Source organism: Pseudomonas sp. MF09150 (assembly GCF_059862355.1).
The window spans coordinates 135,930-149,662 of sequence record NZ_JCBCUS010000013.1 but is presented as its reverse complement, the minus strand read 5'-3'; the positions used below and the strand labels follow the sequence as shown (position 1 = coordinate 149,662).

14 protein-coding genes and 1 pseudogene are annotated in these 13,733 nt (G+C 57.0%); 6 read left to right on the top strand and 9 right to left on the bottom strand.

Going from position 1 to position 13,733, the window contains the following annotated elements; all coding sequences use genetic code 11:
* The first annotated feature begins 178 nt into the window (after positions 1-178).
* Together AC19YX_RS31840 and AC19YX_RS31835 are read left to right on the top strand one after the other, a co-directional pair.
* On the top strand, positions 179-589 hold the full coding sequence (locus AC19YX_RS31840; RefSeq protein ID WP_500607821.1) for a hypothetical protein: 411 nt from the start codon (positions 179-181) through the stop codon (positions 587-589).
* A gap of 692 nt (positions 590-1,281) precedes the next feature.
* Positions 1,282-1,743, top strand: a complete 462-nt coding sequence (locus AC19YX_RS31835) for an anti-virulence regulator CigR family protein (RefSeq protein ID WP_500607820.1) — start codon at positions 1,282-1,284, stop codon at positions 1,741-1,743.
* A 12-nt stretch (positions 1,744-1,755) separates the two neighbouring features.
* Here AC19YX_RS31835 and AC19YX_RS31830 read toward each other — a convergent pair whose 3' ends face one another.
* Positions 1,756-2,034, bottom strand: coding sequence for a hypothetical protein (locus AC19YX_RS31830; protein WP_078473065.1), 279 nt, complete (start codon positions 2,032-2,034; stop codon positions 1,756-1,758).
* Between the two features lie 130 nt (positions 2,035-2,164).
* On the opposite strand from AC19YX_RS31830, the gene AC19YX_RS31825 reads away from it, so the two are divergent.
* Positions 2,165-2,572 (top strand): DUF3224 domain-containing protein, encoded by a 408-nt coding sequence (locus tag AC19YX_RS31825; RefSeq protein ID WP_078473064.1) that lies wholly within the window; start codon positions 2,165-2,167, stop codon positions 2,570-2,572.
* Between the two features lie 151 nt (positions 2,573-2,723).
* Here the strand turns inward: AC19YX_RS31825 and AC19YX_RS31820 are convergent, their stop codons facing one another.
* The 7 genes and pseudogenes from AC19YX_RS31820 to AC19YX_RS31790 all read right to left on the bottom strand — a co-directional run bounded on the left by AC19YX_RS31820 (position 2,724) and on the right by AC19YX_RS31790 (position 10,384).
* Positions 2,724-3,179: a methyltransferase family protein gene (locus tag AC19YX_RS31820; protein WP_500607819.1), complete on the bottom strand. Its 456-nt coding sequence runs from the start codon at positions 3,177-3,179 to the stop codon at positions 2,724-2,726.
* Between the two features lie 260 nt (positions 3,180-3,439).
* On the bottom strand, positions 3,440-4,195 hold the full coding sequence (locus AC19YX_RS31815) for a methyl-accepting chemotaxis protein (protein ID WP_500607825.1): 756 nt from the start codon (positions 4,193-4,195) through the stop codon (positions 3,440-3,442).
* A 102-nt stretch (positions 4,196-4,297) separates the two neighbouring features.
* Positions 4,298-5,110: pseudogene (locus AC19YX_RS31810) on the bottom strand (cache domain-containing protein); the annotation flags it as partial.
* Positions 5,111-5,169: 59 nt separating this feature from the next.
* Entirely contained in the window at positions 5,170-6,423 is a 1,254-nt protein-coding gene (locus AC19YX_RS31805; protein ID WP_500607818.1) for an OprD family porin, read from the bottom strand.
* An 84-nt stretch (positions 6,424-6,507) separates the two neighbouring features.
* Complete coding sequence (locus AC19YX_RS31800) at positions 6,508-7,812, bottom strand: CitMHS family transporter (RefSeq protein WP_500607817.1); 1,305 nt, start codon at positions 7,810-7,812, stop codon at positions 6,508-6,510.
* 132 nt (positions 7,813-7,944) lie between these two features.
* Positions 7,945-9,258: a dicarboxylate/amino acid:cation symporter gene (locus tag AC19YX_RS31795; protein ID WP_078473060.1), complete on the bottom strand. Its 1,314-nt coding sequence runs from the start codon at positions 9,256-9,258 to the stop codon at positions 7,945-7,947.
* Between the two features lie 43 nt (positions 9,259-9,301).
* The gene (locus AC19YX_RS31790; RefSeq protein WP_500607816.1) at positions 9,302-10,384 is read right to left on the bottom strand and encodes a 4-oxalomesaconate tautomerase; all 1,083 of its coding nucleotides are present in this window, start codon (positions 10,382-10,384) and stop codon (positions 9,302-9,304) included.
* Between the two features lie 165 nt (positions 10,385-10,549).
* Between AC19YX_RS31790 and AC19YX_RS31785 the strand changes: the two genes are divergently transcribed.
* Both AC19YX_RS31785 and AC19YX_RS31780 read left to right on the top strand, forming a co-directional pair.
* A complete protein-coding gene (locus tag AC19YX_RS31785; RefSeq protein WP_078473058.1) occupies positions 10,550-11,440 on the top strand; it encodes a LysR family transcriptional regulator in 891 nt (296 codons plus the stop codon).
* A 278-nt stretch (positions 11,441-11,718) separates the two neighbouring features.
* Complete coding sequence (locus tag AC19YX_RS31780) at positions 11,719-12,180, top strand: hypothetical protein (protein WP_500607815.1); 462 nt, start codon at positions 11,719-11,721, stop codon at positions 12,178-12,180.
* On the opposite strand, the gene AC19YX_RS31775 is transcribed toward AC19YX_RS31780, so the two are convergent.
* The gene (locus AC19YX_RS31775; RefSeq protein WP_500607814.1) at positions 12,166-12,327 is read right to left on the bottom strand and encodes a hypothetical protein; all 162 of its coding nucleotides are present in this window, start codon (positions 12,325-12,327) and stop codon (positions 12,166-12,168) included. The two genes, AC19YX_RS31780 and AC19YX_RS31775, sit on opposite strands and share 15 nt — an antisense overlap.
* A 283-nt stretch (positions 12,328-12,610) precedes the next feature.
* Here AC19YX_RS31775 and AC19YX_RS31770 point away from each other — a divergent pair, with 283 nt between their 5' ends.
* Positions 12,611-13,426 carry a monalysin family beta-barrel pore-forming toxin gene (locus AC19YX_RS31770; RefSeq protein ID WP_500607813.1) on the top strand — a complete coding sequence of 272 codons (816 nt, stop codon included), beginning with the start codon at positions 12,611-12,613 and terminating at the stop codon, positions 13,424-13,426.
* Positions 13,427-13,733: the final 307 nt, after the last annotated feature.

The following is a 13,733-nucleotide window of genomic DNA, read 5'->3' as shown; positions in this document are numbered from 1 at the left end:
CATCCGACCACGCAAGCGATTTAACTGGCTGTGTCCGATCGAGGTATTCACTCAGCTGATGGGCTTGCAACATGAGGCTCCTGCTTCAATTCAATAACCGTGTTGCACTCAGCTCCTGCAACCGCCCGCCTACGGGCTGGCGACGCTCCTTTTCACTGGGCCGGACGTCATACAGGGTGTGCAGCCTAAGTATGGTGAGAGCCTCACTGCGTCATCCTTCATTCTGTTAATGCTGGCCATTGCGGTACTCATTGGTGCGTTCTTTGCGTGGATTGTCTCTGAGCCTCAAGTGCAGGCTTTCACGTTCGACGAAAAGCAGCAGCTACTGACCCTCACGATTACTCGTCGTGGCCGAAAAGCCACTGAAGTGCGCGTGCCATTTAGCCAGATCATTTCCATCCGTCCTTACGTACTCGCAACGTTTGATCACGATGGTCATTTTCTCGTCGTTTATCGCGGGGCGAAGGGCAAGCTGTTCGAACATCGATTGGCTGATGGTACTTCTCTGGAACAAATTGAGTTTCATAGTGCGTGGTTGCGAGGAATGATAGGAGAGCGGATGCGCGAGTTGATAAATCTCGACAAATGAAAGCAGCCTTTAAATTCAACTACTAAATGCTGTGATTCAACTCAACTGCGCAGCTAATTATTGGATTTCAGTACGAACTCTAAGTCCCGTCTGACCCACTGATCGATTGGTCGGCCCAGCATGTATTCAGTCGTCATGCGGAATTTCATTGCCAGCCTTGTCCAGGCGATGGGTGCTACGAGTACGCTTCACTCAAAAGAGCAGGCCTATGACAAAGCACGGTATTTATGATGGGCACGAAGGCTTTCTGCTCTGGAACTACATGGCGTGAGGGCCGGGAGACCTGACGGATCAACGTCGAAGTGAAGCGGGGCGGCTAAGTGGTGGTGCCGGTTGTCGCGGGTGATCGCCCCTTTCCTGACGGTGGCCTGGCACAGGTTGCTGGGCGAGAGATGGGTGCCAGGCTGGTAGCCGCCGGAGGCTAAAGCTGCTGCAGTATTCGACGTCCGATCCAGCGCACCACCGTGACGGCTTTGGAGTTACCGACCACCTTCAGTGCAGGTGCTTTATCGCCACCGCCGCCGGATGCTCGTAAGCAGTTCTGCACTTCACCACCCAGCTCAGCTGTCCCGATACCGGACTAAGAGCAGTCCTCCGTTACCGGATGCAGCGAGCAGTGTGGATTATGCGGAACTAAAGTCGGCAATACCGTCTACCTTTCAAGGGGGCATTCCCTTTCAGAGAAGACGGTCATGTTTAATTCTCGCTCGCTTGTAGCCGCTGTTACCTGCCTTGCTTTGGCCGTAGGCTCAGTGACGGCCCTGGCCGATCCTGGCAACGGAAAAGGCCAAGGAAATGGGAAGGGCAACTCCCAAGGCGGCCAAGGCCATGGCCACCAGGACAACAAGGGGAAAGGTTCCAGCTCAGATGATTGGGATCGCGGGCCCAACATTGACCGGGGCGGTGTACTGGGCGTGGTCGGTGGCTACCGTGATTATTGGCGCCCAGGTCCTTCACTGCCGCCTGGAATACAAAAGAACCTAGCTAGAGGAAAATCTCTTCCTCCAGGCATTGCAAAGAAGCTGGATGGTCGCTTGTTGGGCAGGTTGCCCCACTACGACGGCTATGAATGGCAACAAGCGGGCACTGACCTGATACTCGTCACAATTGCTACCGGCATCATTTACGAAGTTCTCAACGGAGCCTTTGATTGAGCTGCTTTGGGATCAATGATCTTGTCGGCGCGGGTCGCGCCTCAACTCGCTTAAGCGTTGAGTATGAAATTCCCGCGTCACGTTTTCGCTAATCACAATTTCGTGGTGCGGATAGCTCAAAAACTCGAGCAACTCGTCGTCGCCCATCAAATCCAACTTCATGATGGCGATCTGCGCCGCTTGCAGTGAGCCGGAGCGCTGGATATCGGTCAGCAGTTGCAGGGGCTTGGCGCGCACGGCGGGGTTCAGGGCCAGGTGCCCCAATGGGGGGCTGGAGTCGCGATCGCTCATTGATGTATCGCCTCTTCCGGGCTGTTAAAAAATGCAAATAGGCTTAGTTGCGCAGAGCGTTTTGGCTCCGTACGTGCTGTGCTGTGGAGTAGAATTAGCGCCTCACTCATTTGGATAGAGACAGATGCGAATGGAAGCGTTAGCTACTTTTTCCACTAAGAATTTCAAGCCGACAGGCCTGAGCCCAACCCCTGAGATTACAACCTCCTTGCCAGTGTCGATCAGCACCATGGAGAAATGCTACTCGGGTGCTGTCGACGGTGTTTCCTCAACAGTTTTTACTGCGGCGTTCGACCAGACGACTAGGACGGGCAGTTACATTGCAATTGAAAGCTTCAAAGGTGCGGTGAATGGGAAAGAGGGCGCCTTCAACTTCATCCACTCCGCCTCCACCACAGGCACTGATCGAGCAGATGAGTTTTTCTGCATAGTCGGAGGCAGCGGTACAGGCGATTTGAGAGGGATATCAGGATCAGGAGGGATCAGAATCGACGTCGATGGCACGCACCATATTTGGTTGAATTACCAAATCGAATAGGTCGGAAATAGTTTTTAGGTACTGCCGTGAGGGCATCGTTGCTCTGAATACTGCATCAGGTTAGGTGTGTTCACCGTACGCTTACGGTGTACCCGTCTAGGGGGGGCTGGTTTCCACGGACATAAAACAGGCCCCGCACCCGCTCTCCTTTCTAGAGCCAACGTCTAACCCGGCTGCAGTATTGAGTGAATGCTCTCCCGAAAAGACTGGCAAGGGCTCGCTCCTCCGGCCCGATCTGGAAGAGGTTCATGTAAATCACGAAGCCCAGCACGCCCAGGAGCGCCGGCGGCCAGGCCAGGAAGATTGACCAGGCTGTTAGAACTGTGGCGAAGCCTAAATACATTGGGTTGCGTGTGTATTTGTAGACCCCCGAGCTGACGAGTGCCGAAGCCGTTTCCGGCTTGAGTGGATTGACTGTGGTGCGGGCGCGGCGGAAGGAAAGCACGCCGGCTAGACAAATAGCTATGCCTGCTAGCAAAACCACCAGCGCCAGGCTGGTGCGCCACTCGATAGGCAGCTCCAGGGCTCCCGGTAAGTGTCGAGCAGCCAACCACATCAGCAGACCGAACAGGGCAGCAACCAGCGGCGGAGGGATGCGGTTGTCCATGATGAATCCCTATTAAATGCGAATTTGCTGCCAGCGTGAGGGTTATAGCCACTACAGGGTCAAGCACCATGAGCACTATAGAGACCGCGGGGCGGTAGCTCGTATCACCGAGATCAAAACAGTGAACATCCGTTACGAGCGTCACTGAATCGCCCTGGGTTTCTTAGGGAGTGGGCGACCGCTTTTGGAGCAGTCATTCAGCGTCTACTAAGCCAGAGGGAACTCAATTCGATTGGCATTGCCGGTCACGCGTAGCCTGGTTAAATCTTGAATTGCCTTAACAGACCTTCAAGGCGATGGCCTATGGCGTATAGCTCATCGACAGTTTTCACGCCGTTTTGGGTCTGGTCCGCGACGCTTTCAATCGCGCGAGCAATTTGATGGACGCTACGGTTGATTTCTTCGGCCACTGACGTCTGCTCCTGAGCGGCACTGGCAATGTGCGCGTTCATCGTATTGATGGTAACGATCAGTTCGACTGCTTTGCCCAACGATTGGCCAGCCTGCTCAGCGTGCAGGCTTGCGCCATTGCCCGCTTCGCCGGAGTGGCTCATCGCGGTGACGACCTTGGTCGTGGCCTGGTTCAGCCGCTCGATCATGGCCTGAATTTCCTGGGTGCTTAGTTGCGTCCGGCTTGCCAATGCGCGTACTTCATCGGCTACCACTGCAAACCCGCGCCCCGCGTCCCCGGCCCGTGCCGCTTCGATAGCAGCATTGAGTGCCAGCAGGTTGGTCTGCTCGGCGATTGAGCGGATGACATCCAGCACCGTGACAATGCCTTCTACATCGCCTTGCAGACTTTTTAACGACACTCCGCCCGTGGACAGGTCAGCGGTCAGCGCGTCCAGGCGGGCGATGCTTTCATTCACGACCTGCCTGGCATGCTGGGCCTGCTGGTCGGTTTCGGCTGCTGCATCTGAAGCGCTCTGGGCACTGACGGCCACCTCATGCGCCGCGGAGGACATCTGATTGATTGCTGCAGCGACCTGATCGGTTTCCTGGCGCTGTTGCTCCATGACGTGATCGATGCACTGGCTCTGTTCTGCTACTTGGGTGACCGACTCATTCAGCTCCCGGGCCATGCTAATGATCTGGCTGACCAGCCCGTGAATCTTGTCGGCAAATGCATTGAACGACACCGCCACCTGTCCGAACTCATCGCGACTGCTGGGTAAGCGTCGCGTCAGGTCGCCTTCGCCCGCTGCGATTTCATCGAGGTGTTCGCGAATTCGCGACAGGGGACGCAGGCTTTTTTTCACCAATAACAACGCGAGCGCGCCGATGATTCCCAGCGCAATCAGGGCTATGACGGTTATCCCATAGACGAGGCTGCGCACACGCTGATGGATTTCCCCTCGCACCTGGGCCACCTGGTTTTCGATGGTGTCGAGGTTAATGGCCGTCACCACCACCATGTCCCAGGCCGGCAGGTAAAGACTGTAGGCCAGTTTTGGAACGACTTTATCCGTGTTGATCAGGGCTCCGGAATAATTGACGAAGTGGCTGCCGTTCTTCGCTGCGGCAACCATTTCCCGATTCAGGTAAATCCCGTTTTTGTCTTTGCGGTCACTCATATTGGTGCCGACGCCTTCGCTGCTGTCGCCACGAAACAGGCGCACGACCTGACTGTCGTAACCGATAAAATAGCCATCGTCGCCGAACTTCATTTTGGACAGTCGCGCTATCGCCAGCTCACGTGTTGCCTTGTCCCCTGCCTCAGCCTGCGCATACAGTTCCGCCACAGAGGTTTGCGCAAGCGTGGCGTAGTCTTTCAAGCGTTCCCGGCTTTCATCGAGCAGACGCTCGCGGGTCACCGTGACTTCGTGCTCGGCGCTCGACAGCAGGGTGGCGCTTGTTGTCAGTGCCAGCACCGAGGACAACAGCACCACGGGGGCCAGCACCAGGATCAGTACTTTGTTCTTGAACAGCATGTAGGGGATTCCTCACCTGAACCTTTAGGAAAGCGGCCGCAAGGGCCGCAATCGTCGACTTACCAGAGGGCGATGTCATAGGTGAGGTAGAGGCGATTGCTGTCGCGCCCTCGGGAGAACTCAGAGCGGTAGACATAGTTGCGCATGCGCACACCCAGCCCCTTGAGCGTGCCGGTTTGCACAACGTAGGCCAGCTCAGCATCACGCTCCCATTCCTTAACCGTGGTCGTGGACTTGCCGTCATTGCCGCTCAGGTAGCGCGTAGAGAAGGTCAGGCCGGGCACGCCGACGGTGGCGAAGTTGTAGCCGTAACTGAGCATCCAGGTCTTTTCGTCTTCCTCGATGAACTTGCCAATGCCGGCGTTGCTGAACGAGTACACGGTTGCGCCACTGATGTAGGGCAAACCGGCGTCGCCACGCAGGCTCTGGTAGCCCCCACCGACGGTGTGGCCAGCGATCGCGTAGGACAATTGGCCGCTGAGCATGTTGTTATCGATTTTACCTGCGTAGGCAGAGCCGCTATCCACGCTGGCGAAGTAGCGCAGGTCACCGGTCAGCACGCCACCGGCCAGTGGCAGGTCGCGCTGGATGCCGGCGAAGTTCTGCCGGTAAAAATTCTCCAGTTCCCCGTAGAAATAACTCAGGCGGGTGTTTTTCCCCCATTTGTACTCGGCCCCAACATAGTTGAAGTCCCCCGATTCCCCCCCGCTGTAGCCGTCAGGCACGATCGGCACGCTATCGGTGGAGTCGCGTAATTTGAAACGGTCCAGGTGCCCGCCGGTGACGGTCAGGTTTTCAATGTCGTTGCTGCTGATCTGAGTGCCCTGATAGGTCTGGGGCAACAAGCGCGCGTCGTTGTAAATCAGTACCGGTGTTTTGGGCAGCAGGGTGCCGTACTTGATGGTGGTTTTGGCGAACCTCGCTTTTGCGGTGGCGCCAGCGCTGGCAAATTCGCCGGCTGCGCGGCCGTCGTCATGAACCGGCATTAGCCCGGTGCCGCTGCGACCGCGTCCTGAGTCAAGCTTTACGCCATACAGCCCCAGGGCATCGACGCCAAAGCCGAGGGTGCCGGCGGTGAATCCGGACTGATAGTCCAGCAAGAATCCTTGGGCCCATTCAGTGCGCTCGCTTTTCGCCGTTCTGGCCGCTCGTGCACTCAAGCCGTGCTCGTCGCGAAAATTCTCGTTGAAATACACATTGCGCAGTTGCAGTTTGAGTGCGCTGTCATCAATAAAGCCTTCGGCACTGGCGCCGGCGAATGGCACTAGACCGAACACGCAAAACAGGGCCCGACGGGCATACACAGGGTTCATGGCAAATGTCTCATTGTTGTTATTTGGAGTGCAGGGCAGCACGCGCCCCGAGGGGAGGCGCGTTGAAAGGCCGCAGGAGGTGAATCAGGTGAACAGGCTGATGGCCCCGGTCAGTAAGGCCAGCGCGGTGACGACCAGGGAGGTCAGCACCGCCCATTTGACGGTGGCTTTCTGGAAGTCGCCGATGTCGCGGTCGACCATGCCAACCAACAACAGGGTCGAGGCAACCAACGGGCTCATCAGGTGCACGGGCTGCCCCAGAATCGAGGCCCGCGCGATTTCTACCGGATCGATGCCGTAAGCCGCGGCGGCATTGGCCAGGATCGGCACCACACCAAAGTAGTAGGCGTCATTGGAGAGCACGAAGGTCAGCGGCATGCTGGTGATCGCAACCACCAGTGGAAACAAGTGGCCCCAAGACGGCGGGATCCAGTCGACCAGGGTCTGGGCCAGGGCATCGACCATCTTGGTGCCGGAAAAAATCCCAGCAAAAATCCCGGCGGCAAACACCAGTAGCACGACGGTCATGGCATTGCCTGAGTGCGCCAGGATGCGTTCTTTCTGAATATCCAATTGCGGGTAGTTGATCATCAGCGCGAGCACAAAGCCGATCAGGAACAGGATCGCGGAATGCATCAGCCCCATCACCAGGGCCGCCATCACCGCGATAACCAGAGCCAGGTTGACGTAGGCCAGTTTCGGACGCTTGTGGGGGGTGTCCTCAAGAATCGCGTTGATGTAGCAATTGCCGCCGCCGCTTTGCAGTTGCACGTTGCCGATACGCTTGCGCTCGGCTCGCCCCAGTATGAAGGCCGTGAAGACCACCCACATGGCGCCGCCGATCATGGTTGGCAGCAACGGCACGAAGTATTCGCCGGCATCCAGGCCCAGCGCGGCGATGGCCCGCGTGGCGGGGCCGCCCCAAGGTGTCATGCCGCTCATGATGCTCAGCGACAGCATGGAAATGGTCGCCAGGATCATCGGATTCATGCCGATACGCTTATACAGCGGCAGCATCGCCGCGCAGGTAATCATGTAGGTTGTGGTGCCGTCGCCGTCGAGTGCGACCAGCAAAGACAGGAGAGCGGTGCCCACCGCGATCTTCATCGGGTCACCATTGACCCGCTTGAGGATCTTGCGGATCAGCGGATCGAACAAGCCTGCGTCGATCATCAGGCCGAAGAACAGGATCGCAAACAGCAGCAATGCGGCAGACGGCGCGACCATCTTCAGGCCGTCGAGCATCATTTTGCCGGTGGTGCCGCCGAAACCGCCGATCACGGCGAATACGATAGGTACAACGGTGAGCGCGACGATTGGCGACAAACGCTTCGTCATGATGAGGACGGTGAATACGATCACCATGGCCAGGCCAAGGAAAGCGAGCATAGGACGATTCTCTTGTTGTTATCGTAAGAATGGCTAACGCCGAGGCGCACGAGTCCTGACCCGCCTGGCTGCACAATGGCGCCTGGCGGGGAGGGGAGCAGTTAAGTGAGGGGAAGCTGTTTGCGGCTTTCGCTAGATGCGTTTGGCGACCTTCAGGTCTTGCCAGGCTTCTCCGGTTGCAGGATCGGGTTTTGCGTCGAGCACCCGGGACAGCGTTTCGCGGTGGCAGGCATTTTCAGACATCGAAATCACCACCGTCGCAACAGCGTTACTGGCCAGGCTGGTCAGGGCGCGCGCTTCAGACATGAAGCGGTCAACGCCGATCAGTAACGCCAGGCCGGCCAACGGGATGTCGTGAATGACCGTCAGTGTCGAGGCCAGTGCAACGAACCCGCTGCCAGTAACGCCGGCGGCGCCTTTGGAGGACAGCAGCATGATCGCCAGCATGGTGATGATTTGCGTCAGGCTCAGGTCAATATTGCAGGCCTGGGCAATGAAGATCGCCGCCAACGACAGGTAGATGGCGGTGCCGTCCAGGTTGAACGAGTAGCCGGTGGGCAGTACCAGGCCCACGACCCCTTTTTTGCAGCCCAGTGCTTCGAGTTTCTCCAGCATTCGCGGCATGACAGGTTCCGTGGACGAGGTCCCGAGCACCACCAGGAACTCTTCGCGAAAGTAACGAAGCAGTTTCCACAGGCTGAAGCCGTTGGCGCGGCAGATGCTGCCCAATACTACGAACACGAAGAAGCCGCAGGCGATGTACAAGGTCATGATCAGCTTCGCCAGCGAGCCGAGCGATGTGATGCCGTACTGGCCGACGGTGAATGCCAAGGCCCCAAAAGCGCCGAACGGTGCAAAACGCATCAGGTAGGCGAAGATCTTGAAGACCATGTGCGAGGCCGATTCAAGTACGTCGAGAACCGGCTTGCCACGCTCGCCCAGTGATGACAAGGCAAAGCCGGACAGCACGGCAATGAACAGCACCGGCAGCACTTCTCCTTTACTGAAGGCACCGATAAAGGTCTCGGGAATGATGTGCATGAAAAACTCCACAAACCCAAGCTTTGCGGCCGACTCCGTGTATTGGGCCAGGCCTTTGGTGCTCAGTTGGCTGGGATCGATGTTCATGCCAGCGCCCGGCTGGAACACATACACCGCCACCAGGCCAATGATCAGGCTGATCACCGTCAGTACGAAGAACAGCAACATGGTTTTGCTGAGCAGTCGGCCGAGTGAGCGTTTGTCACTCATCCCGGCGATGCCGGTGACGATGGTGCAGAACACCACGGGGGCAATCATCATCTTGATGAGCTTGATAAAGGCATCACCCAATGGTTTGAGCGCGATGGCCTGCTGGGCCCAGAAGTGTCCGACCACGATGCCCAGTACCACGGCGCAGAGAATCTGGAAGTAGAGCGATTTAACAACTTTCATGGCATCACCCATTTTTAGAATTGTGCGGATGCAAAAATGCCAACGACCACCGGGGTTATCCGGCGAGGCGCTGAGAGTCCGCGGCATAGACGAAGCCGGAGAAAAGCCTGCGGGCAGTGCGTACGACAGAAGCCTGGATTGTCTCACCGTTGACGCCGGTGTATGACAATACGACATCAATTGCGCCGCTTGGGTGCTCGATGCGCACCGCTTCCAGGCGCGGTGTACTGATCCCGCCGAGCATCTGTGCGACGACGCTGTCTTCTATCACGCACGCGGTCGCCAAACCAATCGAGCCGGTAATGGCAAGGGCGCGGTGGCAGCTATGTGGCATGAAATAGCGAACCTGGATCGTGCCGCCGGCTTTTGGGGGTGAGACCAGCACCGGCTTTGGAATCACTTTGTCGCCGACATCGCCCAGGCCCATGGCCAGGCCCGCCTGAAGCCGCAATGACTCAAGGCGCTGCAGGAAATCTTTATCGGCGTCCAGTTCTGCGGGACTTTCATCGCCACGCTTGCCCAGTTGACTGGCCTCGATCAGCACCATGGGCATTGCCATATCGATGCAAGTCACCGAAATGCCATCGATCACGTCTTGCGTATTGCCGGTAGGGAAGAGCTTGCCGGTCTTGCTGCCGGCCGCATCGAGGAACGTCAGTTGTACGGGCGCTGCGGTACCCGGCACGCCGTCGATGGCGGTGTCGCCCTCGTAACTGACCTTGGCATTCGGTGTGTACACGTCGGAATTGACAAAGGTCCCTGTGTTTACGTTGCGAATGCGGACACGGGTGCGGCCCGGGGTGCCTTTGACCAGGCCCTGCTCGATAGCGAAAGGGCCGACAGCGCACAGCATGTTGCCGCAGTTGGGCGCGCTGTCGACCCTGCGTTGCGAAACCATTACCTGGACGAACAGGTAGTCAACATCCGCGTCCGGGTGCAGCGAAGGGCTGACAATCGCAACCTTGCTGGTTTGCGGACTGCCACCACCGATCCCGTCGATCTCCAGCTCGTGGCCGGAGCCCATCAAGTTGAGCAGAAGTTCGTCACGGGCCTCAATGGCTGCCGGCAAATCCCAGTCGAGAAAAACCGGGCCTTTGGAGGTGCCACCGCGCATCAGCACACAGGGAATTCTTTGCATGAGACCGACTCTTGTTAATCAATCGAGGTAATTGATGCTCCGGAGGCAAGAGTCTCAAGCTTTGAAAAATGTTTCCAATGCAAAGATTGACGTGATTATTGCGTTTTACGAATGATAAATTTGCGTTAAATTGCTGCCCGACTTCTTCTGCAGATGAGACAAGACATGGACTATGAGCTCAACGATATTCGATCTTTCGTGAAAATCGCCGAACTAGGCAGCTTCCACGAAGCCGCCGATGCCTTGCACTTGTCTCAGCCTGCGCTCAGCCGCCGCATCAAAAAACTCGAGGAAGGGTTGGGCACCGCGTTGCTCGATCGCACCACGCGCAAGGTCAGCCTGACGAGTGTCGGACGCGACTTTCTGCCTAAGGCGCGTCGATTGCTGGATGACTTCGATGAGTCGATTCTCAATATCCGCGAACTTGCCGAGCGGCAGATTGGCCGAGTGACCCTGGCGTGTATCCCTACGGCCGCGTTCTATTTCTTGCCTTCGGTGATTCGTCTGTACAACGAGCGCTACCCCCAGATTCGCATCCGCTTACTGGATTTGAGTGCCAACGAGGGGCTTGAAGCGGTGTTGCGAGGAGAAGCTGATTTCGGGATCAATATGATGAGTGGGCAGCATCCGGACATCGAGTTCGTGCCCTTGGTCATCGAGCCGTTTGTGTTGGCCTGCCGACGTGATCATGAGTTGGCTGGACGCACTTCGGTCACTTGGTCTGAGTTGAGCGACTACCGCCTTATCGGGGTTGGGCGCCTGAGCGGCAACCGCATGCTGCTGGATCACGCCTTGTCCGGCTTGAGTTGGCGCCCGCAGTGGTTCTACGAGGTTCAACACCTCTCAACCTCCCTGGGGTTGGTGGAAGCCGGGTTGGGCGTCTCAGCAATGCCAAGCCTGGCCATGCCGGCACAGGATCATCCCACCTTGGTCAGCGTCCCCTTGATCGAGCCGGTGGTGAACCGTTCTTTGGGCCTCGTCTACCGCCGCGGGGCATCGCTTTCGCCGGCGGCGGAGAAGTTCGTCTCGATCCTGCTTGAGCAATGGCCACAATGAGCCAGGCAGAGCATCTACTTCCATAAACCAGCGACAAGTGACTGAGAGAACATCACATCCGAGAGCTGTTTCCGGCGATTCTTGATCCCGATTTGTCTGATCTGGATCTTAGGCGCTGTACGAAGACGGGCTGATCGACACGCGGCGACTTCACCTACGGGCGCAAATTTACACAACAGCACTTATGTAACCCGACAATACGCCGATACCTCGCAGCAGCACGCAAGTACGCAAGTACGCAAGCAGCACTTACTCCATCGAAGGCAGGAAACCGAACAATGTGGGAGCACATCTGGCGCAGCATCAATTCCCCGGGCTACTTTCCCAACGTACTGGACTGGATGATCAATATTCTCCTCAACCCATTCATGGTGATTATGTGCCTGATGGTCGGAGCGCTGGCCGGTAGGTGGTGGAGAGCCGCCCCCTATGGCAGCCTCATTTGTTATGTAGTGTTCCTGAGCCGCTCGCCATTCTATGGGTGGGGGAGCATTTTCCCGGAAGCCGGGCTGCCTGCGCTGTTGATTGATGGCGCACTGCTTGCCCTCCTTGGCTTCTATTTGAAAGGCGTACTCAGAACCCGCTCAGAAGCAAAGCCCGAAGGCCATTGGTTGCGCTGGCTTTATCAAAGCCTGAAGGTCGTCATGCTGATAGTCGTGGTGATGTTCTGGGTTCTCGTCGTGCTGTTTATCGTGATCTTCACCGTCTCGATCGCTACCCAACCGTCAGTGGCGCACTGACCCGCGCTTCACCCCGATCGACATTGCCGTGGCGATTTGAGTGGCGGTGAGCCTATTTTCAGCATGCTTGCAGACCTCAAGGGCCAGGCGCATCCATTCGGCCTGGCGGCTCAATTTCGCGACGATGGCATCGCGCGAGTTGGCCATTGGTATACCGCTTATTGCTGGACACCATAGTGGGCGCGCACTGCACCTGGTCATGGCATTCAGTAAATCAGGCGAGTTACCAGGGTGAGGACGTGCCCAGTGCTCCTGAGATAGAGCCCCATCCAAGTCATTGAATTTAAGCGCTGTGTGCTTTTTGCTTACGCCTGGCGGCGGCAATCTCCTCTTTAGCGGCACGAACAATCCGCCTTGAACACTCATTGAAATGCTCAATACTTCGCAGCGCCATCTGGCACTTTGTACACACCCAACGAGGGATGCGAGTATGACGATCAAGGAAGAACTGAACCAACCCCAAAGTCATTCGATTGAACTTGACGATCTGAACAGCGAGCAAGGAAATGCCCGCGCCATTTTGACATCCAACTTTGCCGGCAGCTTCGATCAGTTCCCGACTAAGCGGGGTGGTTATGCGATAGACAGTTACCTGCTGGATTACAGCGCGCCCAAACAAGGCTGCTGGGTAGATGGCATCACCGTCTACGGCGACATCTTTATCGGCAAGCAGAATTGGGGCACCTACACTCGTCCGGTCTTTGCCTACCTGCAGTACATGGACACCATTTCCATTCCGCAGCAGGTGACACAGACTCGCAGCTACCAGTTGACTAAGGGGCACACCAAAACGTTCACGACCAGTGTCACTGCCAAATACAGCGTTGGAGGTAGCATTGGTATCGTCAACGTCGGTTCTGATATCTCCGTTGGATTTAGCAGCAGTGAGTCCTGGTCTACTACTCAGACGTTCAGCGAAAGCACTCAATTGGCGGGGCCTGGCACCTTCATTGTCTATCAGGTTGTTCTTGTTTATGCGCACAACGCCACTTCGGCGGGCAGGCAGAATGGTAATGCCTTCGCCTATAACAAGACCCAGACGGTGGGCTCGCGCCTGGACCTGTACTACCTGTCGGCCATCACTCAGAACAGTACGGTCATTGTCGAGTCCAGCAAGGCCATCGCGCCGCTGGATTGGGATACTGTTCAGCGCAATGTACTGATGGAGAACTACAACCCGAGCAGCAATAGCGGGCACTTCAGTTTCGACTGGAGCGCCTACAACGATCCTCATCGCCGTTACTGATCTATTCTGACGCATTGTTCGATGGCCCCTTGTGATGAGGGGCTATCGTGCGCCAGGCCTTCTAAGACCTTACTGCCGGTCACTATCCCATCAGCAGATGTTCGGCGTGCGCCTCAAGCCCTTTCGACTCGGCTAGGCCGTTCTTGCTTATCGGTGGAAGCACACAGTTGTCGTGTGCGAACTGTGCTCTGTGTAGTCTCGAGAGGCTTGTCTCCAGTGCGGCAGATGCTGATCCTTCAAGACTCGGATGCACGCTTACACTCCACTGGATGCCAATGGGCATGGAGCGGAGCGCATGCGGATTCGG